This is a genomic window from Streptomyces sp. NPDC057428 (assembly GCF_042803195.1).
Taxonomy (GTDB): Bacteria; Actinomycetota; Actinomycetes; order Streptomycetales; family Streptomycetaceae; genus Streptomyces.
Window position 1 is genome coordinate 14,043 of the sequence record NZ_JBHVCT010000011.1, and the last position, 22,945, is coordinate 36,987.

The window sequence follows — 22,945 nt, forward strand, 5'->3', positions numbered from 1 at the left end:
GCCGCGGTCAGGCGGCCTTCACCACCTGACCGCTCTTCAGGGGCCGGTGGGGCGCGATGATCTGGCCGTCCGGGAGCAGCTCGCCGGTGTCCTCGAAGAGCAGGACGCCGTTGCACAGCAGGCTCCAGCCCTGTTCCGGGTGGTGGGCCATGAGGCGCGCGGCCTCCCGGTCGTTGGAGTCGGCGGTCGGGCAGGGTGGCTGGTGCTGGCACATGGATGGGTTCTTTCGCTGCGTCGATTCGAGTGTCCTGCGGCTGGACGAGGTGTTCATGGCCGCCCCCGTATCAAGTCGGTCCGTTCCCAGTGTTGCCCTACGGGCGTCGATCCGCAGGGATTTCGCTGCAGCTGCTGTTCTCCTCCCATGACGCATCACCCGGCCGGACGGTTCAATCCAACTCCACTGTCCGTTCGGATGGTTCAGGGTGACCCGGCCGGACTAGTCCGGCCGGGTACACGTGTGCCCCCGCCGAACTGTTCGGCGGGGGCACGTGACGCCGAGGATCAGGCGGGCGTGCCGAGGAGACCGGGTAGCGGAGCCGGGGTGACACGCAGTGTCATGACCGGCAGCAGGTCCGCGACCCGGTGCGGACGGTGCGGCGTGATGCCGGGAGGCGCGGGAGCGAGGGGCACCAGCACGTCGTTCGGTGCGAGCGCGCCGGCGCCGGCGTCGTCCTCGGTGTCGCGGTGCAGCCACAGCGTGAGCATGTACAGCTCGGGAATCGAGAGCAGCCGCGGCTGGTAGTGCGTCGTCGCCGACTCGGCCTGCCGTACGGCGATTTCGGTGGAGACGATGTACGGGCCCTCGAAGAAGTGGGAGAAGGTCCAGCCGTCGGCGGTCAGCAAGATGTCCGCGGCGGCGACGGCGCGTTCCTTGCTCCGGATGAGGAACCGCCAGCCCGCGAGGCGGGTGAGGGGTGCTGCCTCGTGCGGCACGACCCGGTCCAGCACGTGGACGGGGAGCGGGAGTTCGGGGCTCAGTGATCCCTGGACGGACCGGAGAGCGGGCGTATGGGCCTCGCGGACGGCGGTGGGAGAACCGAGTGCCGCGAGAACGCTGCGCAGTGCGGGCGCGGGAGCCGGTGAAACATGCAGCGGCATAGTGGGTCGCCTCTCACTTCGGAGACACGGTGGTGCGTGGGCGGGTGCAGACGGCGCTGTCGGCGTGCAACGGGGCCAGAGGAAGGCCGGTGACGGGCGGACTGGCCGATGCGTCAACTCTCTGCCTCGTTCGCAGAGTTTATACGACAAATGTTCACACGATGTTTCGGCTAGCCTTCCCGCGTATTGCACGCAAGGCGGATTCGAGCCTTTGAATTGCGGAGTTCCTGTGGATTCAGTCCGGTCCGGACGTCTACCGCCAGGTATTTTCCCTCCGCGGCGGTAGGCTGAAACCCGTCGGCGTTTCCACCCGTGGTGCAACAGTGCAAACTGCATATGCCGCATGCCGACGGAATGTGCCTCCGGTCTCAGTCCTCACACTACTGGGAGTCCGCGGGCGGCGGGGGCGTTACGGATCATCTCGGCGGGGCATTATCGATCGTGATACGAGCGGCCTGTGCCGTGGGCCGCCCACTCGAGGAGGGACCCTTCGATGGGGGAGAAGATCGTGGCGGGTGCCTTCGCCCCGTCCGATCGGCAGGCGTACCGCGAGAAGCTCACCCAGTGCCTGAGCGGGCTGGAGAGGCTCCTGTCGGAGCGGAGGTTCGACCGGCCCAGGAATCTCATGGGGCTGGAGATCGAGCTGAATCTCGCGGGTTCGGACGGCATGCCGAGGATGCGGAATGCTGAGGTGCTCCAGCGCATCGCCAGCCGGGATTTCCAGACGGAACTGGGGATGTTCAATCTGGAGGTGAACATTCTTCCGCACCGGCTGAGCGGCCGGGTATTCGATCAGCTGGCCGAGGAGCTGCGCACCGGACTCGCATATGCCCATCGGAAGGCCGCCGAGGTCGACGCAGGGATCGTGATGATCGGCATCCTGCCGACACTCGGACGCGAGGACGTGGTGTCCGCGAACCTCTCGGACGTCGATCGCTACACCCTGCTCAACGATCAAATGGCGGCGGCCCGCGGCGAGGAATTCGTCCTCGATATCGAGGGCGTCGAACGACTGGTCTCCACCTCCGCTTCGATCGCCCCCGAATCAGCCTGCACATCGGTGCAGTTGCACCTGCAGGTGACACCGGACCGCTTCTCCGACGTCTGGAACGCAGCGCAGGCCGTCGCGTCCGTGCAGATCGCCCTCGGTGCCAACTCCCCGTTCCTGTTCGGCAAGGAACTGTGGCGTGAGTCGAGGCCACCGCTCTTCCAGCAGGCCACGGACGTGCGCCCGCCCGAGCTCAGGAACCAGGGGGTACGGCCTCGTACCTGGTTCGGCGAGCGCTGGATCGACTCGGCGTACGAGCTCTTCCAGGAGAATGTGCGCTACTACCCGCCCCTGCTGCCGATCTGCGACGACGAGGAGCCGCTGCGGGTCCTCGACGAGGGCGGGGTGCCGGCCCTGGGCGAACTCGTCCTGCACAACGGCACGGTCTACCGGTGGAACCGGCCGGTGTACGGAGTGGCCGACGGCGTCCCGCATCTGAGGGTCGAGAACCGGGTGCTGCCCGCGGGGCCGACCGTCACCGACGTCATCGCCAACGCCGCCTTCTACTACGGACTGGTGCGCGCGCTCGCCGACGAGCCCCGGCCCGTGTGGACCAGGCTGCCCTTCGAGGCGGCGGCGGAGAACTTCGACGCCGCCTGCCGCCACGGCATCGACGCCGAACTGCTCTGGCCCCGCCCCGGCCGCTCGGGAGGCGTGGCGAAGGTGCCCGCCGTCAAGCTCGTACGGGACGAACTCCTGCCGCTCGCGGCTGCGGGGCTGGACGCCTGGAACATCGAGCCCGCTGACCGGGACCGCTACCTGGGCGTCATCGAGGAGCGCTGCCGGCTCCGCGTGAACGGTGCCTCGTGGCAGGTCGACACCTACCACCGCGCGCTGGACGCCGGTCTCGAACGGGAGGGTGCTCTTGCGGCCATGACCCGGCGCTACGGCGAGCTGATGCAGGTCGGCGAACCGGTCCACACCTGGCCCGTCGGCTTTCCCGCCCCCTGAGCCGGCGGGCCGCCCGGTGTCCCGCCACCGCCGCGCCGTCGTGCAAGCTAGGACGCACAACCGACGGCAGGCGTACAGGTAAGGCGGGTCGCGTGACTGCAACCATTCCCCGGGAGGAGGCGTCCCCGCGGATCCTGAGGTCGGAGACCCTGCTGGTGCTGGCCCTCTCGCTCGGGGCCAGCGGCGTCTCCGCACTGATCAGCTTTGTCGGGTCGCTGACGAAGCCCGGGGGCCTCAAGGACCAGGCCGCGACGCTGAACGGGTCGTACGCCCCGGGACGCCCATGGCTCGATCTCGCGTGGCAGCTGTTCGGCATCGCGACCGCGCTGGTACCTGTCGCCCTGGTGGCCCATCTCCTCCTGCGCGAGGGGGCCGGTCTGCGGACCCTCGGACTGGACCGCACCCGGCCCCGGCAGGATCTCGGCCGGGGCACCCTGGTCGCGGCCGCCATCGGCAGCGCCGGGCTGGGGTTCTATCTGGCGGCCCGCGCCGGGGGGTTCAACCTGACGGTGGTCCCGGAGTCGCTGCCCGAGGTCTGGTGGAAGTTCCCCGTACTGGTCCTCTCCGCCGTGCAGAACTCCCTCGTCGAGGAAGTCATCGTCGTCGGCTACCTCCTGCGCAGGCTCGGGCAGCTGGGATGGACGCCGATGGCCGCCCTGGTGGCGAGCTCCGTGCTCCGCGGCTCGTACCACCTGTACCAGGGGATCGGCGGGTTCATCGGCAACGTGGTCATGGGCGTGGTCTTCGTGCTGCTCTACAGGCGCTGGGGGCGGGTCGGGCCGCTGGTCGTCGCGCACGCGCTGCTCGACATCGGGGCGTTCGTCGGATATGCGCTGCTCGCCGGCAAGGTGGGCTGGCTGCCCACCCCGTGAGGTGCGGTCCGGCTCCGTCCAAGTCAGAGCGCGGTGAGCAGTTCCCCGTCGACGACCGTCACGGCGCTGCCGGTCAGTAGTGTGCGTGCGCCCCGCAATGAGGTGCGCACCAGCCCGGAGCGGGCCGACGCCTGGAGGCCGGTGAGGTCGTCGCGGCCGAGCCTGGCGGACCAGAAGGGTGCGAGGGCGGTGTGCGCGCTGCCGGTCACCGGGTCCTCGTCGATGCCTACCCGCGGGAAGAAGCCGCGGGACACGAAGTCGTACGCCCCCGCAGGGTCTCCGGCCGCCGCGGTGGCGATGACTCCTCGACGGGAACACGCGGCCAGGAAGGCGAAGTCCGGCCGCAGCGCGCGCACGGTCTCCTCGTCGCGCAGTTCCACCAGGAGGTCGCCGACGTGGTCCCCTGTGTCATGCACGGAGAGGGGCGACGCGCCGAGCGCTTCCGCGAGGCCGGAGGGTGCGGGGACGGGCGTCAGGGGCGCCGTGGGGAAGTCCAGCGTGAGGGAGCCGTCCTCGTGCGCGACGGTGCGAAGGATGCCGGAACGGCTGGCGAACCTGACGGTGCCGCTCGCGGTACCCGTGGTGTGCAGGATGTGGGCTGCGGCGAGTGTCGCGTGTCCGCACAGATCGACCTCGGTGGCCGGGGTGAACCAGCGCAGCGCCCAGTCGGCGTCACCGCCCGGTGGCAGCGGATGGGCGAAGGCGGTCTCCGAGAGGTTGAGTTCACGGGCGACCAGCTGGAGGCGGGCCGACTCGGGGAACGGGCCCGCTTCCAGGAGGAGGACCCCGGCGGGGTTGCCGGCGAAGGGGCGGTCGGTGAAGGCGTCGACGATACGGATCTTCATGCCGCCGACAGTAGGTGTGACGGCTCCGTGCGGTCCAAGGCCAATCCCGGATGTGCGGCTCGTCCGGGCCCGGCGGGGCATCCGGACTCTCCTGGCCCGGCGGGATGTCCGGACCGTGTCCACGAAGACCGCCTCCCCGGCCCGGACAGCGGTGTCCGGGCCGACGGGTGGCCTCCGCCTCCGGGTCAGCACGTCGACTTGCGGTCACTGTGGGGGGTCGAGGTGATGGTCTTGTCAGGCGATAGTTTCCGATATATCGTTGAGGCATCGCGACAGATCAATGACAAAGTCGCGTGACAAGACAACGCACAGGAGAGGAGCGCAGTCATGCGTTCACATGGACACGAACACGGATGTGGCCCCGGGCGCCGGGGCGCCGGCGGGGGAGACTTCGACGGCGGCCGCCCCGCCTTCGGGCCCTTCGGCCCCCCCTTCGGTGGCGGCGGGCGTGGCCGGGGAGGCGGCCGGGGAAGGGCCAGGCGTGGTGACGTACGCGCGTCGATCCTGACGCTGCTCAAGGACCGCTCGATGCACGGGTACGAAATGATCCAGGAGATCGGCGAGCGCAGTGGAGGGGCCTGGCGGCCCAGTCCCGGCTCTGTGTACCCCACGCTCCAACTGCTTGAGGACGAGGGTCTGATCGTCAGTGCGAGCGAGGGTGGCAAGAAGTTGTTCACCCTGACCGAGGCGGGTCGCACGGAGGCCGAGTCCGGCCCCGACGCACCCTGGGAGGAAGCCGGGCGCGGAGTCGACTGGGAGGGCGTGAACGAGATCCGGCAAGCAGGCTTCGGGCTGATGGAGGCGTTCGGCCAGGTCTGGAAGACCGGAACCGCCGACCAGCGGCAGAAGGCGTTGACGGTGATCGGCGACGCCCGGAAGAAGCTGTACCTGATCCTCGCCGACGAGGACTGAGCCGTGCGGCTCGCAGCATGCCTGAGAGGGGCCCCGTCCGCGGGGCCCTTTTGCGTCGGTGCGCCGGGCGACTGGAAATGCACTCCGTGATGGCGTGATCTCATCCAGAAGGATGAGGAACCCCTGGCGGACCCCGCCTTCTGCGGGATGCCGGATGGGCCGTACCGGGGATGTTTTCGCTCGCCTGGCTGGTGAGGTGGAGTGGTGCAGTTCCGGACACGAGGTACCCCCGAGCAGATCCCGCCGAACCATCCGCGCCCCGATGCTGCGCTGAGCCCCGCCATGACGGTGGTGGCGAGCGGCGCGCGACGGCGTGCGCTGCGCGACGGCGACCGCCACGTCGACACGGCCCATCTCCTGCACTCGCTCGTCGAGTCGGACACCGCGGTCCGGGAAGTGTTCGACGGAGCGCCTCAGCTGGCCAGGGTGCTCGGCTATCTCGTGCAGCGCAGCATCGGCTACGGACTCCGGTGGCAGGCTGCGCGGGAGGATTCGGGCGCGGTGCCGGTCGTACGGGAACCCGGCGGTGAAGGCTGGTCGCCCCCGGCGGCGGCGGCGCTGGACCGGGCGGCCCGGCGCGGACAGGCCCACGCCGGCGGGCTGGATCTGCTGGCCGCGCTGCTCGCGGATCCCCGCTGCCGGGCTGTCGAGGTGCTGGAGCGGGCCGGGGTCGTGGTCGCGCGGCTTGCCGCCCGCACCGAGGACCGGCTGGTCGCGGGGGAGCCGCCACGGTGAGAGTGCGTAGAGGTCAGGTGCATCGGGGGTGACGCTGCTGACCGCTGCTGCCATGATGTGCCGATGCATGCGTCTCAGGGGAGAAGTGCCGGACTGGGCCTGGCCCTGGTCTCGGCTCTCGCGTTCGGTGGTTCAGGGGTGGCGGCCAAACCGCTGATCGAGGCGGGACTCGACCCGTTGCACGTGGTGTGGCTGAGGGTGACGGGCGCGGCTCTCGTCATGCTGCCCGTCGCCTGGCGGCATCGGAATCTGGTGCGCGAGCGGCCCGCCCTGCTGGCGGGTTTCGGGCTGTTCGCCGTCGCCGGTGTACAAGCTTGCTATTTCGCGGCGATCTCCCGCATCCCGGTCGGGGTGGCACTGCTCGTCGAATACCTGGCCCCGGCACTCGTCCTCGGCTGGGTGCGCTTCGTGCAGCGCAGGCCCGTCACACGGGCCGCCGCCGCGGGTGTGGTGCTCGCGGTCGGCGGGCTCGCGTGTGTCGTCGAGGTGTGGTCCGGGCTGAGTTTCGACGCGGTGGGACTGCTGTTCGCGCTCGGTGCGGCCTGCTGTCAGGTGGGCTACTTCGTGCTGTCGGATCAGGGCGCGGGGCACGGGGACAGAGGGGATGCCGAACCTCCGCAACCCTTCGGGGTCATCGCATACGGGCTGCTGGTGGGAGCCGTCGTGCTGACGGCCGTCGCCAGGCCGTGGGGCATGGACTGGGCGGTGCTCGGCGGCGACGCGGTCATGGACGGGCGCGGCGTCCCGGCAGTGGTCCTGCTCGGATGGATCGTGCTGCTCGCGACGGTGCTGGCCTATGTCACAGGTGTCGTGTCGGTGCGGCTGCTCTCGCCCCAGGTGGCAGGGGTCGTCGCGTGCCTGGAGGCGGTCATCGCCACAGTGCTCGCCTGGGTGCTGCTGGGCGAACACCTCTCCGCGCCGCAGTTGGCGGGCGGCGCAGTGGTCCTGATCGGGGCGTTCATCGCCCAGTCGTCCGCGCCCAAGCCGCCGACGGGGCCCGTCGCGTCGGGGCCGAGTCTGCTGAGCGCCGAGGCGGTGGGGGCCCGGGAGCCGGCCGGCGCTGCGCCGCCGCGATCCGAGTGCTGTTGACGACGACTCAGAGCGCGCGGAGGTAGCCCGGCACCTGGACCGCGGGGTCCAGGTCGTCGGACGGCACCGGCGTCCCATAGGCCCGGGCCACCGGGACGACGCCCGCCCAGTACGGGAGGGAGAGGTCCTCCGGCTCGTCGTCCGGGCCGCCCGTGCGGATCTTCGCGGATACCTCGTCGAGGTCGAGGCGGATCACCGCGGTCGCCGCGAGTTCCTTCGCGTCCGCAGGCCGCGAGTCCTTCGACCTGCCGGGCACGGCCTGGTCGACGATGGCGTCGAGCGCGACGCGGCGCTCCTGTGGATCCGTCACCGCGCGGGCGATTCCGTGCACCACCACTGAGCGGTAGTTCATCGAGTGGTGGAAGGCGGAACGGGCCAGCACGAGGCCGTCGACATGTGTGACCGTCAGGCAGACGGAGAGGCCGGGGTCGGCCGCGCCGGCCTCTCGGAGCGGGCGTGACCCGGTCGAGCCGTGGACGTACAGCCGCTCGCCGATCCGGCCGAACAGTGTGGGCAGCACCACCGGCGCCTCGTCGCGGACGAAGCCCAGATGGCACAGGTAGGCCGCGTCGAGTATCGAGTGGACGGTCTCCTTGTCGTACGAGGCGCGCTGCCTGGAGCGGCTCGGCACCGTGCGCTCCGTCGGTTCGTAGGAGGCGGCTCCGGTGCCGGCGGGCGGAGGGGTTTCGGGCATTTGCCTACTCCATTGCACTAGTGCATAGTAATGTTTGTGCTAGGAGAGTATCGGATCAGTGGCCGGGGTGCATCGGACATTTCCGCGAGTGTGGAGAGAGGGGTGGCTTCGGGCGACCTCGCGCCCGGTCATGTGCTCCCGCCCATGCGGGCGCTGGCGCAGGAACTCGGGGTCAATCCCAATACGGTGGCTGCCGCGTACCGCGTGCTGCGGGAGCGCGGAGTCATCGAGACGGCGGGCAGGCGGGGGAGCAGGGTGCGGCAGCGTCCTGCCAGCACGGCGCGCGGTTCCCTCCGGGTGGAAGCGCCCCCCGGTGTGCGCGAGCTGGGCGACGGTAATCCGGACCCGGCGATGCTGCCGGACCTCGGGCCCGCACTGGCCGCGGCCTCGAAGGCGTACGCGGACAGGCCCGGCCTCTACGGGGATGCCCCCGTGCTCCCTGAACTCGCCAGCCTCGTACGGGCCGGTCTTGATGCCGACGGCGTCCCGGCCGGGCCGGTGGCGCTCGCCTCAGGGTCGCTCGACGCGATCGAACGTGTGCTGACGGCGCACCTCAAGCCCGGTGACCCGGTGGCCGTCGAGGATCCGGGATGGGGCGCCCTGCTGGATCTCATCCCGGCGCTCGGTATGCACCCCGTCCCGGTGGCACTGGACGGCGAAGGGCCGCTGCCCGGTGATGTGGAGCGGGTGCTGAGATCGGGTGCCAGGGCTCTGGTGGTCACCGACAGGGCGCAGAACCCGACCGGCGCCACGGTGAGTGACACGAGGGCGGCCGCGTTGCGGGCCGTTCTCGCCCAGCACCCCGCGGTGCTCCTGATCGAGGACGACCACGGCCACGCGATCGTCGACCTTCCGCTGCACCCGCTCGCCGGTGTCACGGAGCGCTGGGCCTTCGTCCGGTCCGCCTCCAAGGCGTACGGCCCCGATCTGCGGCTTGCCGTGCTCACCGGCGACGCGTTGACGGTCGATCGGGTGACAGGACGTCAGAATCTGGGGGCCGGCTGGGTGAGCGGTCTGCTGCAGCGGACCGTGCATCACCTATGGGCGTCCGGCGCCGTCGATCCGGTGGAGGTCGCCAGGTCCTACGCGCAGCGGCGGGACGCGCTGATCCGGGCGCTGGGCGAGCGGGGGGTGCCGGCGTACGGGCGGACCGGGATGAATGTGTGGGTGCCTGTGAGCGACGAGACCGGAGCGGTGACCAGGATGCTGCACGCCGGCTGGGCGGTCGCCCCCGGAGCCCGCTTCCGGATCGCTTCCCCGCCGGGAGTGCGGCTGACCGTGTCGCCGCTGTCCGCCGCCGACATCGAACCGCTGGCGGACGCGGTAGCGGCGGCGGCGCGTCCCGCTCGGCCGGTCAGCTACGGCTGAGCCTGCCTCGTCGTGTACCGGTGCCGGTGGTCCCGCCGGACGTGGCCGTCGAGCCGCGGACCCTGCTCTGGGTGAGGGCGGCACCGGCGAGGACAACCAGCGCGCCGACCGGGGTGTTCCAGTTCAGCTCCTCGCCGAGCAGTGCCACCCCGGCCGTGGTGGCGATGACAGGGATGAAGTAGGTCACCATCTGCGCCGTCGTCGGGCCGACCTCCTCGACGAGCCCGTACTGGAGAAGGACCGCGAGGCCCGTCCCGAGGGCGCCGAGCGCGATCACCGCGAGCGTCGGCGCGAGCGGGAAGTGAGTCGGCATCGACGTGAACAGCGGTGTCACCAAGGCCAGTAGCAGGGTGGCGACGAGGAGCTGGCTTCCGGTGAGCGCAAGCGTGGACGCGCCGGTGCCCGCCAGGGTGCGGCGGACGTAGATCCAGCCGATCGGGTAGCTGAGGGAGGCGAGCAGGGCCATCGCCGTACCCGTGAGATCCAGCCCGGTGAATCCCTGCCACGCGCCCAGCACGGTGAGTACGCCGATGAAGCCGAGGCCGAGCCCGGCGACGCGGCGGCGCGTCGGCCGGTCCTGGGACAGGGCGACGACCGACAGCGCCATGCCCCACAGGGGAGAGGTCGCGTTGCAGATCCCGGCGAGCGTGGACGGGATGGTCAGCTCCGCGTACGCGAAGAGCGAGAAGGGCAGCGCGTTGAGGAAGAACGCCGCGACGAACAGATGCGCCCAGGTCCGGCCGGAGCGTGGCAACCGCTCGCGACGCACGGCCATGGCGGCGACGAGCACCAGCGTGCCGAACAGCAGGCGGCCGGACGTCACCTGGAAGGGGGCGTAGCCGTCGGTGCCGACTTTGATCAGCAGGAAGCTGAATCCCCAGATCAGCGACAGACCTGTGAAGCGGACACGCCAGTCCAGGGCACGTCCCGGCGTCCGGGGATGAGGGGTGGAGGTGGCGGGCGGTGTGCCGGGGGCCTGCCGGATTCCCGGTGCGGAGGGAGCGCTCATGGAGTAACCATGACCGGCGGAACCACGTAGGACAAGTGAGACTTCATTGGGCCTATCCCGTAGGATCGCTTACATGTTGAACCTGGAGCGGCTGCGCACCCTGGATGCCCTCGCCCGTCACGGCTCGGTGAGCGGTGCCGCCGACAGTCTCCACGTCACCACTTCAGCTGTCTCCCAGCAGATGGCCAAGCTCGAACGCGAGGTCGGCCAGCAACTGCTGGCCAAGAACGGCCGTGGAATCCGGCTCACGGATGCCGGTCGCCTGCTCGCGGACCACGCCGCGAAGATCCTCTCCCAGGTCGAGATCGCCCAGTCCGACATCGAGGCCCAGCGCGGCCAGGTGGTGGGCGAGGTCAGGCTCGCGGCCTTCCCGACTGCCGCGCGCGGGCTGTTTCCGGCAGCCCTTACGGCCCTTCGGGAGCAGCACCCCGAACTGGGGGTGCGTACGGCGGAGATGGAACCCGAGAGCGGAATCCGCGCCGTACTCCGGGGCGACGCGGACCTCGCCGTCGTCCTCGACTGGAGCAACAAGCGACTACCGGTCCCCGGCGGCCTCGCCAGGGCCGGACTCCTCGACGACGCACCGGACATCGCCATGCCGTCCGGTCATCGGCTGGCAGACCGGACGGAGGTCGGCCTGGAAGACTTCGCCGACGACGAGTGGGTGTCCTGGCCCGAGGGCGAATTCTGTTACGAATGGCTGATGTTCACCCTGAGGTCCAAGGGGATCGAGCCTCGCATCGCACATCTCGCGGGTGAGCACCACACACAACTCGCCCTGGTCGCAGCTGGGTTCGGTGTCTGTGTAGCACCCCGCCTGGGGCGGGGGCCGGTACCCGAGGGTGTCCGGCTGGTGCCGGTGCGTCAGACCATGCGCCGCCATGTCCACGCCGTATGGCGCACGGACGCGGACCGGAGACCGTCGATCAGGGCCGCCGTCGACGCGCTGCGCGCGGCTGGGCGGTCCCTGCACGAGCCGATGGGCTGAGCGCCCCGTCACCCTGCGGTAGTGATCATCGGCCGCAGTGACGGAATCAGGGGCTGGTCAGCTTGCGGAAGTCCCATGAGGTGACGGCTTTTGGAGTGAGCCGGATCCAGGCGTGCCGGGAGTCGTGCGGCAGGGTGTCCATGTCGAAGTACTTCGCGGCGAACAGTCGCTCCGGCGAGTCGAGTTCGGCGTGCTCCTCACCCGTGCGCGGCACCTCGCCGACGAACTCCGCCTGGCCGGACAGCTCCACGCCCCGCAGTTCGCCGTACTCCACGCCGTCGTCGACCACGACGGCGATGCCGGGGTTCTGCCGTAGGTGTGCCCAGCGCAGGCTGCGCGTGAGGGAGTACAGCCACAGCGACGTGCCGTCCCACACGAACCACAGCGCGCTGATGTGGGGCCGTCCTTCCGCGGAGACCGTGGCCACCCGGCAGGTGCGCTGCCCGGCCAGGTAGGCGTCCCGTTCGGCACCGGTCATCATGATCCGGCGGCCGCGGCGCTGGGTGACGGACATGGGGGGACCCTCCTGCGTCGGCCGGGGTTCGTCCGGATGTCCGAAAGCATGAAGGCTGTGCCCGCCAGGGGCAATGGGTAATGGCTCGCGCGGCCGCCGGCGCCCCTGTCGTACGTCGGCGGCGCGGGCTCGGGCCGAGTGGCGGGTTCCGTCCGGAGGACGGCGCGGGTCCCACCGGGGGCGGCGCGGATTCCGGCCGGGGGAGGCCTGCGGGGGCCTTCCGCCCGTGCCGGAACATCCGCGCCGGAACATCCGCCGTCGTCGCTGCGGGCGTGCGAAGCCGCGGGCGTGCGAAGCGGCGCCGGCGCCGGCCTTCCGGCGGAGCCGTCGGGCTCCTCCGCCCTCGGGTATGTCGGTGGTCCTGGCGAGCACCTCGCCGCCGCCCTTCCCGGCCGGCTCCACCGTGTCCGAGCCCTCCCCGTCCTTCGCGCCGCCGCACGCGGTGAGAGCGGCGGCCACCCCCGCCGCACCGACCGCCGCCACGACGGTACGGCGCCCGAGGTGGACCTGACGCTCCTGCGATGCGCTCATTCCGGCATTCCCTTCTTCGGTGTACGAGACTTCGCATGGGGATACGGCCCGGCGCGGCCCGGCGTTCACGCTCGCACCGACTCCTTCCCCCCGGTCAGGCGAAGTGAACTGTGACCAGCCGCGGTGTCCTGGTGCCCGGCAGCGCGACTGTCGTCGCACCCCGCGGGCTCAGCCGTGCACGCGTACCGGCAGTTCCCGCACGCTGTTCCCCACGAACGACGCGTGCCGGGGCAGTTCGGCCTCGGGGACGGCGAGGTCGATGGCGGGGAAGCGCGCGAACAGTTGCTGAAGCGCTGCCGTGCCTTCCGTACGGGCCAGTTGCGCGGCCTTGGGAACCAGGACGTCGTACAACAACAAGGCGAATCGCGCACGGGTCCGGGTCCCGGGGCTGCAGGGGGTTCTCGACGACCGCGCGGACCGGTTCGTCACGTCCGCTGACGTGGCCGCGATCCGCCGGACGTTGCGGAGGCGGCTTTCGAGGTGCTGAGCGCCTGACGGCAGCTCTCGGGGCTCCACGGATGTTCCCGCACCTGTGCCGGGGGGGCATCCGCGGGCGTCGCACGGGCAGCGGACCTCGGACCGTGGATCTTCAGGGAGCCGCGCCGTATAACCTGGGGAAATGCTGACAGAAGTCACCGCGACCCGCTACGTGACACCCCTGCGGGAGGGCGGATCCCTGCCCGGGATCGTCGAGGCCGACGACCTGGGCACGTACGTCATGAAGTTCACCGGCGCGGGACAGGGCCGCAAGACCCTGGTCGCCGAGGTCATCTGCGGAGAGCTCGGCCGGAGGCTGGGACTTCGGGTGCCCGAACTGGTGACCATCCAGCTCGACCCCGTCATCGGGCTCGCCGAGCCGGACCAGGAGGTGCAGGAGCTGCTCAAGGCCAGCGGCGGCCTCAACCTCGGGATGGACTACCTCCCGGGCTCGCTGGGTTTCGACCCGCTCGCCTACGAGGTGGACCCGGTCGAAGCCGGACGGATCGTCTGGTTCGACGCGCTGATCAACAACGTCGACCGCTCGTGGCGCAACCCGAACATGCTCGTCTGGCACGGCGACGTGTGGCTCATCGACCACGGCGCCACCATGATCTGGCACCACAACTGGCCGGGTGCTCAGGCATCGGCGGCCAAGCCGTACAACGCCTCCGACCACGTCCTGGCGGGCTTCGCCCCGGACATCGCGGCGGCCGCCGCCGAACTCGCGCCCCTCGTCACGGAGGAACTGCTCACCGAGGTGATCGCCCAGGTCCCCGGCGAATGGCTGGCCGGGGAGCCCGGCTTCGAGACGACGGACCTGCTGCGGCGGGCCTACGCGGAGCCCCTGCTGGCCCGCGCCGGCAGCATTCACGAGCGGATCACCCTCGGGGAGCCGACCACGACGCAGCCCTCCCGGGCCCCGGGCTGGCTCACCGAGCACGCCACCCCGTGGCCGCATCCCACCAAGAAGGACCGCGACGCACAGGCGGCCGCAGGACGAAGCAGCAAGGACGGCGGCCGATGAGTCAGCGCGATGTCTTCGAGTACGCGGTCCTGCGGGTCGTCCCGCGCGTCGAGCGCGGCGAGTGCTTCAACGCGGGGGTGCTGGTGTACTGCCGAGCCAAGTCCTTCGTGGCGGCGCGGACGCTCCTGGACGAGAACAAGCTCAAGGCGTTGGACCCGCGGGCAGACGTGATCGGTGTGCGAGCCGCCCTGCGTGCGGTGGAAGGGGTCTGCGGCGGCGGCCGGGCCGCCGGCCAGGCCGCCGGTGACGACGCTGGACGGCGCTTCCGCTGGCTCATCGCGCCACGCTCCACGGTCGTTCAGCCGGGTGTCGTGCACAGCGGTCTGACCACGGACCCGGCGGCCGAGGTAGAGCGGCTGCTCGACCTGCTGGTCCGCTGAAACGGGCCGGCGGGCGCCGCCCGGGATAGAGCCGGCCGGAGCGCCGTCCGGTGTGACATGCGCCCGGGCCCCCGTGTGCCGTTGACACCGGGTGCCAGGGCTTCTAGCGTCTCGTCTGCTGAAGGTACTAAGCGGTTGCTCAGTTATCGGGAACTTCCTGACGTCCGCTGAGCCGCGATCCAAGGGCGAGGAGAACCAAGCATGTCCACCACCGAGCAGCGCGTCGCCATCGTGACGGGAGCGGCGCGGGGCATCGGCGCCGCCACCGCCGTACGCCTGGCGGCCGAGGGCCGCGCCGTCGCCGTACTCGACCTCGACGAGGCCGCGTGCAAGGACACGGTCGAGAAGATCACCGCGGCCGGGGGCAAGGCCCTCGCCGTCGGGTGCGATGTGTCGGACAGTGCGCAGGTGGAGGCCGCCGTCGCGCGCGTGGCCGCCGAGCTCGGCGCTCCGACCATCCTGGTGAACAACGCGGGTGTGCTCCGCGACAACCTGCTCTTCAAGATGACCGAGTCCGACTGGGACCTCGTCATGAACGTTCACCTCAAGGGTGCGTTCCTGATGGCGAAGGCCGTCCAGGCGCACATGGTGGAGGCCAAGTTCGGCCGCATCGTCTCCCTGTCCTCCTCGTCGGCGCTGGGCAACCGCGGCCAGGCCAACTACTCCGCGGTCAAGGCCGGTCTCCAGGGCTTCACCAAGACGCTCGCCAAGGAGCTCGGCAAGTTCGGTGTCACCGCCAACGCCGTGGCGCCGGGCTTCATCGTCACCGAGATGACCGCGCAGACCGCGGCCCGGGTGGGCATGGGCTTCGAGGAGTTCCAGGCCGCTGCCGCCACGCAGATCCCCGTCCAGCGCGTGGGGCACCCCGAGGACATCGCCAACGCGATCGCCTTCTTCACAGGCGACGCCGCGGGCTTCGTGTCCGGGCAGGTCATGTACGTCGCCGGCGGACCGCTCAACTGACCCCCGAAGGGCAACGGACACCATGGCTGTGCAGGACAGTGGCAAGGTCGCGCTCATCACGGGCGCGAGCCGGGGCATCGGCTACGGCGTCGCCGAGGCGTTCGTCGCCCGGGGCGACCGGGTCGTCATCACGGGACGCGGCGAGGACGCCCTGAAGGAGGCCGTCGAGAAGCTCGGCGCCGACCGGGCGATCGGTGTCGCGGGCAAGGCGCACGACGAGGCGCATCAGGCAGCGGCCGTCGAGCGTGCCATGGAGGCGTTCGGCCGGGTCGACTTCCTGGTCAACAACGCCGGTACGAACCCGGTCTTCGGGCCCATGGCCGAGCTCGATCTCGGCGTGGCTCGCAAGGTCTACGAGACGAACGTGATCTCGGCGCTCGGGTTCGCCCAGCAGACCTGGAAGGCCTGGCAGAAGGACAACGGCGGCGCCATCGTGAACATCGCCTCCGTCGCCGGTGTCTCCGCGTCGCCGTTCATCGGTGCCTACGGGATGAGCAAGGCGGCCATGGTCAACCTGACCCTCCAGCTGGCGCACGAGTTCGCCCCGGTCGTGCGGGTCAACGCGATCGCCCCGGCGGTGGTGAAGACCAAGTTCGCGCAGGCGCTCTACGAGGGCCGTGAGGCGGAGGCCGCGGCAGCTTACCCGCTGGGCCGGCTCGGCGTGCCGGAGGACATCGGCGGAGCCGCCGCGTTCCTCACGTCGGCTCAGTCCGACTGGGTCACGGGTCAGACGCTCGTGGTCGACGGCGGCATTTTCCTGAACGCCGGCGTGGCCTGAGGGAAGCCTGGGCGGGTTTGGCCCTGATTGACTCAAGTGCCCCGCCGGGCGAGCGGATTGATCCGGCGGGGCGCTGCGGTATGGTCTGCCGACCCCAAGGCAGATCGAGGAGCGTGCACGTGTTCTACCGGGCCAGCCTGCAGACCGCTGCGGCCTTTGCTTCCCTGTCCGTCCTGGCCGGCTGCGGCCTGTTGTCGGACAGCAGTTCCGAGACGGACCAGCAGATATCGCTCGGAACGACGAGCTCGCCCCTCGACCCTCGATCCGGCGGCGGCCTGGGACGGCTCCTGGGAGCTGATGAGGAACGTCTTCCAGACCTTGGTGAGCTTCCCGACCGGCAGCATCAGCCCCGAGCCGGACGCGGCGGAGTCTTGCACGTTCACCGATTCCGCGAGCATGGCCTACAGCTGCACCCTGAAGTCCGGGCTGAAATTCTCCAACGGCGAGAAGGTTGACGCCGAAGCCGTCAAGTACTCGATCGATCGTATCAAAAAGATCAAGGTGAAGGGTGGCCCGGCCGGCCTGCTCGGTTCCCTCGACCGCGTGGAGGCCAAGGGTGACGACACCGTCGTCTTCCACCTCGGCAGGCCGGATGCGACCTTCCCGTTCATCCTGGCGACCCCCGCGATGTCGCTCGTCGCGCCCGGCGACTACCCCGCGGACAAGATCCGCGACGACGGGAAGGTCACCGGCTCGGGGCCGTACGTCCTGGAGTCGTACGAGCCCGGCAACAAGGCCGAGCTGACCAGGAACCCGGGCTACAAGGGCTTCGCCGACCGGAAGAACACCGCCGTCACCATCCGCTACTTCAAGGACTCCACCCCCATGGTGGCGGCGCTGAAGGACAAGGAGATCGACGCCACCTACCGAGGCCTGGCCGCCGAGGAGGTCGTCGGTCTCGAGGACGACAAGGAGGACAACGACGGCCTCCAGATCGTCGAGACGGTCGGTGCCGACATCCGCTTCCTTGCGTTCGACCCCAAGGACGCGGCCGTCGGGAAGCTCCCCGTCAGGCGCGCGGCCGCGCAGCTCGTCGACCGCGACGCGCTCGTCGCCAAGGTCTACCAGGGCACCGCGGAACCGCTCTACTCCATGGTTCCCAAAGGCATCGCCGGTCACACCACCAGCTTCTTCGACTCCTTCGGTGACCCGGACCCGGCCAAGGCCGAGAAGATCCTCACCGACGCGGGCATCACCGAGCCGGTCGAGCTGACCCTCTGGTTCACCACGGACCGCTACGGCTCCTCAACCGCGCCCGAGTTCGCCGAGCTCAAGCGGCAGCTCGAAGCGTCCGGCCTGTTCCGCGTCAAGCTGAGGAGCGCGCCCTGGACGACCTTCCAGGAGGGCTTCACCAACGGCGACTACCCGGTCTTCGGGCGAGGCTGGTTCCCCGACTTCCCGGACCCGGACAACTTCATCGCCCCGTTCGTGGGACAGGACAGCGTCACAGGCACCCCTTATCCGGCCGACGAGATCACCCGGGAACTGCTGCCGTCCTCCCGCAAGGAGAGCGATCGCGGCTCCGTCTCGCAGCAGTTCAAGCGGGCCCAGGGGATCCTCGTGGAGGACGTCCGGCTGCTGCCGCTGTGGCAGGGCAAGCTCTACGTCGCGGCGGGCGACGACATCGGCGGCGGCGAGCGCGCGCTCGACCCGCAGACCGTCATGCAGATGTGGGAGCTGTACCGCAAGACCAACTGGTAGCCGGGCGGCAGTGGGCTCGGCGGGTCCGTTGTCAGTGGCCCCGGGTAGGTTCTGTGGTCAAGAACCTATTGCTTACCGGAGGTTGTGGACGTGACCGACACCGACCTGCTGCCCGAGTCCTGGCGTGGCGTCCTCGGCGAAGAGCTGCAGAAGCCCTACTTCAAGGAGCTCATGGACTTCGTCGAGGAGGAGCGGGCCGGCGGGCCGGTGTATCCGCCGCGTGACCAGGTCTTCGCCGCACTGGAGGCCACGCCGTACGACCGGGTCAAGGTGCTGGTCCTCGGTCAGGACCCCTATCACGGCGAGGGCCAGGGACACGGGCTGTGCTTCTCGGTGCTGCCGGGGGTCAGGACGCCTCCCTCGCTGCGCAACATCTACAAGGAGATGAACGACGAGCTCGGCCTGCCCGTCCCGGACAACGGCTACCTCATGCCGTGGGCCGAGCAGGGAGTGCTGCTGCTCAACGCGGTGCTGACGGTCCGCGGCGGTGAGGCGAACTCGCACAAGGCCAAGGGCTGGGAGAAGTTCACCGACGCGGTGATCCGCGCGGTGGCGGAGCGCCCCGACCCGGCTGTCTTCGTCCTCTGGGGCAACTACGCGCAGAAGAAGATCCCACTGATCGACCAGGAGCGCCACGTGGTGGTGAAGGGTGCGCACCCCTCGCCCCTCTCCGCCAAGAAGTGGTTCGGCTCCCGTCCCTTCACGCAGATCGACGAGGCCGTAGCCGCCCAGGGCCACGAGGCCATCGACTGGCGCATCCCTGACCTGGGCCTTCCGAGGACCCGGCCGGCGGCTCGGGCCCGCGCCTGAGCGGTATTGCGTACCGCTGCGGTTAGCGTTCGACCGACCGGAACATGCCGGACGCCGATCAGGGAGGCCTCTGACGTGGAGCAGCGGGAACTGCGGGGCGACCCCGTCATGACCAGGATCGGCCAGGCGATCATGCTGCTCCACGCGGGGGACAGGGAAGAGGCTCGCAACCGGTTCGGCACCCTCTGGTCGGAGCTCGGGGAGTGCGGCGACGCCCTGCACCGCTGCACGCTCGCCCACTACATGGCCGACACACAGGACGACCCGGGCGACGAGCTCGCCTGGGACCTGAGGGCGTTGACCGCCGCCGAAGGAATGGCGGACGGACCGGGGAGAAACCCACTGGGCGGTCGCGACAGCTCCGGCGGACGCGACGGGACCGGTGCGCACGGTACTGCCCAGGGGCACAGGGACGCGTCGGCGGTCCGTACGTTCTTCCCCTCGCTGCACCTCAACCTGGCCGCGGACTACCTGAAGCTGCAGCGCTTCGAGGCTGCCCGCATCCATCTGGACCTGGCCTGGGACGCCGTCGGCGTGCTGGAGGACGACGGTTACGGCGACGCGGTCCGCGCCGCGATCGGACGCATGGAGCAGCGGATGCGCGGAAGGCCGGCGGCGGGGGAGTGACGGAGGCCCGGCCCGCGTCGGCCCCGTGCGTCACTGCCCCGTGGCGCCGTCGATCCGTTCGCGTACGAGGTCGGCGTGGCCGTTGTGACGGGCGTACTCCTCGATCATGTGCGTGTAGATCCAGCGGAGGGTGAACGCGCTGCCGCTTCTGGTCCTGCCCACCGAGAGGCCGTCGAGCTCGATCTTCGCGGCATTGGCCCGGGCGGCGTCGATCTCCGCATGCCACGTCGTCCTGGCTTCTTCCCAGGTGTCGGCGTCGGTGACGTGGAACTCATGGTCCGGATCGTCGTCCGTCGAGTAGAGCGGCGGGAGTTCCTCACCGGCCAGCACGTCGCGGAACCAGCCCCGTTCGTTCTCTGCCAGGTGCCGCACGAGGCCCAGAAGCGTGAAGGCCGACGGGGGCACGGAGGCCTCGCGCAGCTGGGCGTCGGTGAGGCCCTCGCACTTCATGGCCAGGGTCGCCCGGTGGTAGTCGAGCCATCCCTCCAGCATCTGGCGTTCTGCAGCGTCGAAGGGGGGTTCGGGCCGTTCCTGAGTCGTCATGCGGTCCATAGTGGCGATAGATGATCAACTGCGCCACGGGCCAAGCAGGTCCGGTCTGGCGTGGCGCTCCGGTTCGCCCGACCCGGCCGCCGCAAGCAGGGCGACATAGCGGCACTCCAGCAGTTCGGTGCCGCCGGTCAGGTAGCGGTGCAGCGCGTGTGCGAGCGCGGCGGCCACACGCTCGGGATTTCCGCCCCCGGGCAGCTCAGGTGTCACGGCTGACGAGGCTGTCCGGCGGGCCGGCCGTGGCCCTTCGCGACTGACTGCTGTCCACGGTCTCCCGGCTCGGGCCCGGGCTCGTCCTGCGCACGTTCGACGGGATCGCCGACTGGCGGCCCCGCAGCGCACGTATGCTGCCGGAACCAGGGACGGGCAGACGACGCGACCGTGACAAGACCCTGGTCAAGGCGACAGGGAGAACCTCGTGAAGGTCGGCTGCATCGGGCTCGGAGACATCGCGCGGAAGGCGTATCTGCCGGTACTGACGGCCCTTCCCGGCGTCGAACTGCACCTGCAGACCCGCACCCCGGCCACGCTGGCGAACGCCGCCGCCGCCCACCGGATCCCGGCCGAGCGGTGCCACGAGGACCTGGGCCGGCTCCTGGCCCAGGGGCTGGACGCTGCCTTCGTCCACGCGTCGACCGCAGCGCACGCGGAGATCGTCGAGCGGCTCCTGGAAGCGGGCGTCCCCACCTACGTCGACAAGCCGCTCGCCTACGAACTCGCCGACGCCGAGCGGCTGGTGGCCCTCGCCGAGGAACGTGGTGTCACGCTCGCCGTCGGGTTCAACCGCAGGCTTGCCCCGTCCTACGCCCAGTGCGCCGACCACCCGCGCGACCTGATCCTCCTGCAGAAGAACCGGGTGGGGCTGCCCGAGGATCCGCGCACCATGGTGCTCGACGACTTCATCCACGTCGTCGACACCCTCCGCTTCCTGGCTCCCGGCCCCGTGTCGGGCGTCGTCGTGCGCGCGCGGATCGTCGACGGGCTCATGCACCACGTGGTGCTGCAGCTGTCCGGCGAGGGATTCACCGCCATCGGCATGATGAACCGGCTCAACGGATCGACGGAGGAGATCCTCGAGGTCTCCGGCCAGGACTCCAAGCGCACGGTCCTCAATCTCGCCGACGTCGTCGACCACAAGGGCCAGCCGACGCTGCGGAGGCGCGGCGACTGGGTGCCGGTCGCCCGCCAGCGCGGCATCGAGCAGTGCGTCCTGTCCTTCCTGGACGCGGTACGGGCCGGGGAGGTGCTCAGCGCGCAGGACGCTCTGGAGACCCACCGGCTGTGCGAACGGGTGGTTCTGGACGCCCTGGAGCAGGCCTCCTGAGGGGCCGCAGCCCGAGCATGCCGAAGAACACGGCCAGGACCGCCAGCGCTCCGTACACGGGCCAGGCGCCCAGCCGGACGTAGAGCGTCGTGCCCCGGGCGAGCGGCACGTCGAACACGGCCGCCTTGCTCGCGTCCGTGCCGAGCGGTGCCCCCACCCGCTCACCCCGCGGGCCGTACACGGCGCTCACGCCGGTGAGCGTGGCGTGCACCATCGGACGGCCCGTCTCCGCCGCCCGCAGGGCTCCCAGCGAGGCGTGCTGTTCGGGCGCCCAGCTGTGCTGGAACGTCGAGGTGGACGACTGGGCGACGAGCACCGCGGCGCCGTCCTCCACCAATCGCCTGCTCATGTCGGGGAACGCCGTCTCGAAGCAGACCAGCGGCCCCACCCGCAGTCCGTTCGGCAGGTCCATCACGACGGGGGCGTTGCCGCGCAGCCGGTCCTCACCCGCCGCCTTGCCCACCGAGGTCGCCCAGCCGAGCAGGGAGCGCGCCGGGACGTACTCGCCGAACGGCACCAGGCGCATCTTGTCGTACCGGTCCCCGGTCGGACCGTCAGGGCCCACCAGCACCGCCGACTTGAAGATTCCGGCGCGCTCGGGGCCATCCGTGCGCCGGGCGTCCATGTTGACCAGGATGTCCGCACCGACCTGACGCGACAGCGCGGCGACCCGGTCCGCCGTCTCCGGGTGCCGTGACAGATCCACGGCCACGCTGCTCTCGCCCCACACCACGAGGTCCACGTCCCGGCCCGCCAGCCCTCGGGTCAGCTCCTCGCTGCGTGTGAAGCGGTGCCCGATACTGCCGGGACCGCCGACGACACCCGGTTGCACGACGGCGATCCGGACCGTGCCCTCCTCCTGCGGCCGCGGTGCCCACAGGACCGTCGCTCCCACACCGACCGCTCCCACGACCCCGCACACGGCCGCCGTCCGCCGGGCTGAGGGCACGGCGAGCAGCAGCGCGACGGCCGTGTTCACGGCGACCACACCGAGACTGACCAGCCACACGCCGCCCACCGACGCGGTACGGAGCGCGAACGGGACGTTCCACTGGCTGGCCCCCAGCAGACCCCACGGCCCGCCGAGTCCCTCCCACGAGCGCACGAGTTCGATCATCAGCCAGCCGGAGGGCACCACGAGGACCGCGGCGACGGACCTGCGGACGGACGGCGATCCCCCGAGCAGCCGGGCCACCAGAAGGCCCCAGGGAGCCCACAGCAGTCCGAGCAGTGCCGCGAGCACCACGATGAACACGTGCAGGCTCGGCATCAGCCAGTGGTGGACCGCGATCATGAAGCCCACGCCGCCCAACCAGCCGTCGAGGGCGGCCCTCCGTCCCGTGCCCGCCGACCGGATCAGCAGCATCCACGGCACCAGTGCGACGTACGCGAACCACCAGAGGGACGGCGCCGGGAACGCCAGGGCGGGAAGAGCACCGGCGCAGACAGTGACGGCGCCCCGGCCTACGCGAGAGCGCAGCAGCCGCTCGAACAGCCGCGCACCCCCGTGGGCGGTCGCGTCCGGAAGCCGCGCGCCACGCATCGGCATGCCCTGTCCTCCTCGCCGGTCATCCGCTCGCTCCCAGTGTGCGCCAGAAGATCAGGAGCGCACAGGGGGGAGCGTCCGGGCGGGCCAAACCGGCCGTGAGGGGCGC

The 22,945-nt window shown here is 70.5% G+C and carries 23 protein-coding genes and 2 pseudogenes; 15 read left to right on the forward strand and 10 right to left on the reverse strand.

The window, feature by feature from the left end; translation table 11 throughout:
* Positions 1-7: 7 nt before the first annotated feature.
* The gene (locus ACFU5K_RS06710; protein WP_384057683.1) at positions 8-214 is read right to left on the reverse strand and encodes a DUF5999 family protein; all 207 of its coding nucleotides are present in this window, start codon (positions 212-214) and stop codon (positions 8-10) included.
* A gap of 287 nt (positions 215-501) precedes the next feature.
* Positions 502-1,098 (reverse strand): hypothetical protein, encoded by a 597-nt coding sequence (locus ACFU5K_RS06715; RefSeq protein ID WP_384057685.1) that lies wholly within the window; start codon positions 1,096-1,098, stop codon positions 502-504.
* Between the two features lie 493 nt (positions 1,099-1,591).
* Here ACFU5K_RS06715 and ACFU5K_RS06720 point away from each other — a divergent pair, with 493 nt between their 5' ends.
* A complete protein-coding gene (locus ACFU5K_RS06720) occupies positions 1,592-3,097 on the forward strand; it encodes a glutamate-cysteine ligase family protein (protein ID WP_384057687.1) in 1,506 nt (501 codons plus the stop codon).
* A 92-nt stretch (positions 3,098-3,189) separates the two neighbouring features.
* Positions 3,190-3,969 (forward strand): CPBP family intramembrane glutamic endopeptidase, encoded by a 780-nt coding sequence (locus ACFU5K_RS06725; protein WP_384057689.1) that lies wholly within the window; start codon positions 3,190-3,192, stop codon positions 3,967-3,969.
* A gap of 23 nt (positions 3,970-3,992) precedes the next feature.
* On the opposite strand, the gene ACFU5K_RS06730 is transcribed toward ACFU5K_RS06725, so the two are convergent.
* Positions 3,993-4,814 carry a PhzF family phenazine biosynthesis protein gene (locus ACFU5K_RS06730; protein ID WP_384057691.1) on the reverse strand — a complete coding sequence of 274 codons (822 nt, stop codon included), beginning with the start codon at positions 4,812-4,814 and terminating at the stop codon, positions 3,993-3,995.
* A 327-nt stretch (positions 4,815-5,141) separates the two neighbouring features.
* Here ACFU5K_RS06730 and ACFU5K_RS06735 point away from each other — a divergent pair, with 327 nt between their 5' ends.
* From ACFU5K_RS06735 to ACFU5K_RS06745, 3 genes are all read left to right on the forward strand, one after another.
* Positions 5,142-5,726 (forward strand): PadR family transcriptional regulator, encoded by a 585-nt coding sequence (locus ACFU5K_RS06735; protein ID WP_384057693.1) that lies wholly within the window; start codon positions 5,142-5,144, stop codon positions 5,724-5,726.
* Between the two features lie 204 nt (positions 5,727-5,930).
* Positions 5,931-6,461 carry a Clp protease N-terminal domain-containing protein gene (locus tag ACFU5K_RS06740; RefSeq protein ID WP_384057695.1) on the forward strand — a complete coding sequence of 177 codons (531 nt, stop codon included), beginning with the start codon at positions 5,931-5,933 and terminating at the stop codon, positions 6,459-6,461.
* Between the two features lie 63 nt (positions 6,462-6,524).
* A complete protein-coding gene (locus tag ACFU5K_RS06745; RefSeq protein WP_384057696.1) occupies positions 6,525-7,550 on the forward strand; it encodes a DMT family transporter in 1,026 nt (341 codons plus the stop codon).
* Positions 7,551-7,557: 7 nt separating this feature from the next.
* Here ACFU5K_RS06745 and ACFU5K_RS06750 read toward each other — a convergent pair whose 3' ends face one another.
* The gene (locus ACFU5K_RS06750) at positions 7,558-8,244 is read right to left on the reverse strand and encodes a pyridoxamine 5'-phosphate oxidase family protein (RefSeq protein ID WP_384057697.1); all 687 of its coding nucleotides are present in this window, start codon (positions 8,242-8,244) and stop codon (positions 7,558-7,560) included.
* Positions 8,245-8,280: 36 nt separating this feature from the next.
* Here ACFU5K_RS06750 and ACFU5K_RS06755 point away from each other — a divergent pair, with 36 nt between their 5' ends.
* Positions 8,281-9,612: an aminotransferase class I/II-fold pyridoxal phosphate-dependent enzyme gene (locus tag ACFU5K_RS06755; RefSeq protein ID WP_384057699.1), complete on the forward strand. Its 1,332-nt coding sequence runs from the start codon at positions 8,281-8,283 to the stop codon at positions 9,610-9,612.
* On the opposite strand, the gene ACFU5K_RS06760 is transcribed toward ACFU5K_RS06755, so the two are convergent.
* Complete coding sequence (locus ACFU5K_RS06760) at positions 9,599-10,621, reverse strand: DMT family transporter (protein ID WP_384057700.1); 1,023 nt, start codon at positions 10,619-10,621, stop codon at positions 9,599-9,601. The two genes, ACFU5K_RS06755 and ACFU5K_RS06760, sit on opposite strands and share 14 nt — an antisense overlap.
* 73 nt (positions 10,622-10,694) lie before the next feature.
* Here ACFU5K_RS06760 and ACFU5K_RS06765 point away from each other — a divergent pair, with 73 nt between their 5' ends.
* Positions 10,695-11,609, forward strand: coding sequence for a LysR substrate-binding domain-containing protein (locus ACFU5K_RS06765; protein WP_384057702.1), 915 nt, complete (start codon positions 10,695-10,697; stop codon positions 11,607-11,609).
* A gap of 46 nt (positions 11,610-11,655) precedes the next feature.
* On the opposite strand, the gene ACFU5K_RS06770 is transcribed toward ACFU5K_RS06765, so the two are convergent.
* Both ACFU5K_RS06770 and ACFU5K_RS06775 read right to left on the reverse strand, forming a co-directional pair.
* The gene (locus tag ACFU5K_RS06770; protein WP_384057703.1) at positions 11,656-12,123 is read right to left on the reverse strand and encodes a pyridoxamine 5'-phosphate oxidase family protein; all 468 of its coding nucleotides are present in this window, start codon (positions 12,121-12,123) and stop codon (positions 11,656-11,658) included.
* A 699-nt stretch (positions 12,124-12,822) separates the two neighbouring features.
* Positions 12,823-12,978, reverse strand: a pseudogene (locus ACFU5K_RS06775) (cytochrome P450); the annotation flags it as partial.
* A gap of 295 nt (positions 12,979-13,273) precedes the next feature.
* On the opposite strand from ACFU5K_RS06775, the gene ACFU5K_RS06780 reads away from it, so the two are divergent.
* The 7 genes and pseudogenes from ACFU5K_RS06780 to ACFU5K_RS06810 all read left to right on the forward strand — a co-directional run bounded on the left by ACFU5K_RS06780 (position 13,274) and on the right by ACFU5K_RS06810 (position 19,417).
* Positions 13,274-14,158, forward strand: coding sequence for a HipA family kinase (locus ACFU5K_RS06780; protein ID WP_384057705.1), 885 nt, complete (start codon positions 13,274-13,276; stop codon positions 14,156-14,158).
* Positions 14,155-14,538 (forward strand): DUF3037 domain-containing protein, encoded by a 384-nt coding sequence (locus ACFU5K_RS06785; protein WP_384057706.1) that lies wholly within the window; start codon positions 14,155-14,157, stop codon positions 14,536-14,538. The genes ACFU5K_RS06780 and ACFU5K_RS06785 overlap by 4 nt, the downstream gene beginning before the upstream one ends.
* A gap of 201 nt (positions 14,539-14,739) precedes the next feature.
* Positions 14,740-15,501, forward strand: a complete 762-nt coding sequence (gene fabG / locus ACFU5K_RS06790; protein ID WP_384057708.1) for a 3-oxoacyl-ACP reductase FabG — start codon at positions 14,740-14,742, stop codon at positions 15,499-15,501.
* 22 nt (positions 15,502-15,523) lie between these two features.
* Positions 15,524-16,279, forward strand: a complete 756-nt coding sequence (locus ACFU5K_RS06795) for an SDR family oxidoreductase (RefSeq protein WP_384057710.1) — start codon at positions 15,524-15,526, stop codon at positions 16,277-16,279.
* A gap of 119 nt (positions 16,280-16,398) precedes the next feature.
* Positions 16,399-17,980, forward strand: a pseudogene (locus ACFU5K_RS06800) (ABC transporter substrate-binding protein).
* 90 nt (positions 17,981-18,070) lie between these two features.
* A complete protein-coding gene (ung, locus tag ACFU5K_RS06805) occupies positions 18,071-18,790 on the forward strand; it encodes a uracil-DNA glycosylase (protein ID WP_384057712.1) in 720 nt (239 codons plus the stop codon).
* A 75-nt stretch (positions 18,791-18,865) separates the two neighbouring features.
* Entirely contained in the window at positions 18,866-19,417 is a 552-nt protein-coding gene (locus ACFU5K_RS06810) for a hypothetical protein (protein ID WP_384057714.1), read from the forward strand.
* A 30-nt stretch (positions 19,418-19,447) separates the two neighbouring features.
* Here the strand turns inward: ACFU5K_RS06810 and ACFU5K_RS06815 are convergent, their stop codons facing one another.
* Together ACFU5K_RS06815 and ACFU5K_RS06820 are read right to left on the reverse strand one after the other, a co-directional pair.
* Positions 19,448-19,960 (reverse strand): DinB family protein, encoded by a 513-nt coding sequence (locus ACFU5K_RS06815; RefSeq protein WP_384057716.1) that lies wholly within the window; start codon positions 19,958-19,960, stop codon positions 19,448-19,450.
* 24 nt (positions 19,961-19,984) lie between these two features.
* Positions 19,985-20,176, reverse strand: a complete 192-nt coding sequence (locus ACFU5K_RS06820) for a hypothetical protein (protein WP_384057717.1) — start codon at positions 20,174-20,176, stop codon at positions 19,985-19,987.
* Between the two features lie 208 nt (positions 20,177-20,384).
* Here ACFU5K_RS06820 and ACFU5K_RS06825 point away from each other — a divergent pair, with 208 nt between their 5' ends.
* Positions 20,385-21,290 carry a Gfo/Idh/MocA family protein gene (locus ACFU5K_RS06825; protein ID WP_384057718.1) on the forward strand — a complete coding sequence of 302 codons (906 nt, stop codon included), beginning with the start codon at positions 20,385-20,387 and terminating at the stop codon, positions 21,288-21,290.
* Here ACFU5K_RS06825 and lnt read toward each other — a convergent pair.
* A complete protein-coding gene (gene lnt, locus ACFU5K_RS06830; RefSeq protein ID WP_384057720.1) occupies positions 21,214-22,839 on the reverse strand; it encodes an apolipoprotein N-acyltransferase in 1,626 nt (541 codons plus the stop codon). The two genes, ACFU5K_RS06825 and lnt, sit on opposite strands and share 77 nt — an antisense overlap.
* Positions 22,840-22,945 lie beyond the last annotated feature (106 nt).

Excerpts from the sequence above, each read along its gene's own strand:
- ACFU5K_RS06735 (WP_384057693.1), top strand. The coding sequence starts at position 5,142 with ATGCGTTCACATGGACACGAACACGGATGTGGCCCCGGGCGCCGGGGC.
- ACFU5K_RS06770 (WP_384057703.1), bottom strand. The coding sequence starts at position 12,123 with ATGTCCGTCACCCAGCGCCGCGGCCGCCGGATCATGATGACCGGTGCC.
- ACFU5K_RS06795 (WP_384057710.1), top strand. The coding sequence starts at position 15,524 with ATGGCTGTGCAGGACAGTGGCAAGGTCGCGCTCATCACGGGCGCGAGC.
- ACFU5K_RS06730 (WP_384057691.1), bottom strand. The coding sequence starts at position 4,814 with ATGAAGATCCGTATCGTCGACGCCTTCACCGACCGCCCCTTCGCCGGC.
- ACFU5K_RS06750 (WP_384057697.1), bottom strand. The coding sequence starts at position 8,244 with ATGCCCGAAACCCCTCCGCCCGCCGGCACCGGAGCCGCCTCCTACGAA.
- ACFU5K_RS06765 (WP_384057702.1), top strand. The coding sequence starts at position 10,695 with ATGTTGAACCTGGAGCGGCTGCGCACCCTGGATGCCCTCGCCCGTCAC.
- ACFU5K_RS06815 (WP_384057716.1), bottom strand. The coding sequence starts at position 19,960 with ATGACGACTCAGGAACGGCCCGAACCCCCCTTCGACGCTGCAGAACGC.
- fabG (WP_384057708.1), top strand. The coding sequence starts at position 14,740 with ATGTCCACCACCGAGCAGCGCGTCGCCATCGTGACGGGAGCGGCGCGG.
- ACFU5K_RS06710 (WP_384057683.1), bottom strand. The coding sequence starts at position 214 with ATGTGCCAGCACCAGCCACCCTGCCCGACCGCCGACTCCAACGACCGG.
- ACFU5K_RS06760 (WP_384057700.1), bottom strand. The coding sequence starts at position 10,621 with ATGAGCGCTCCCTCCGCACCGGGAATCCGGCAGGCCCCCGGCACACCG.
- ACFU5K_RS06780 (WP_384057705.1), top strand. The coding sequence starts at position 13,274 with ATGCTGACAGAAGTCACCGCGACCCGCTACGTGACACCCCTGCGGGAG.
- ACFU5K_RS06720 (WP_384057687.1), top strand. The coding sequence starts at position 1,592 with ATGGGGGAGAAGATCGTGGCGGGTGCCTTCGCCCCGTCCGATCGGCAG.
- ACFU5K_RS06785 (WP_384057706.1), top strand. The coding sequence starts at position 14,155 with ATGAGTCAGCGCGATGTCTTCGAGTACGCGGTCCTGCGGGTCGTCCCG.
- ACFU5K_RS06745 (WP_384057696.1), top strand. The coding sequence starts at position 6,525 with ATGCATGCGTCTCAGGGGAGAAGTGCCGGACTGGGCCTGGCCCTGGTC.
- lnt (WP_384057720.1), bottom strand. The coding sequence starts at position 22,839 with ATGCCGATGCGTGGCGCGCGGCTTCCGGACGCGACCGCCCACGGGGGT.
- ACFU5K_RS06715 (WP_384057685.1), bottom strand. The coding sequence starts at position 1,098 with ATGCCGCTGCATGTTTCACCGGCTCCCGCGCCCGCACTGCGCAGCGTT.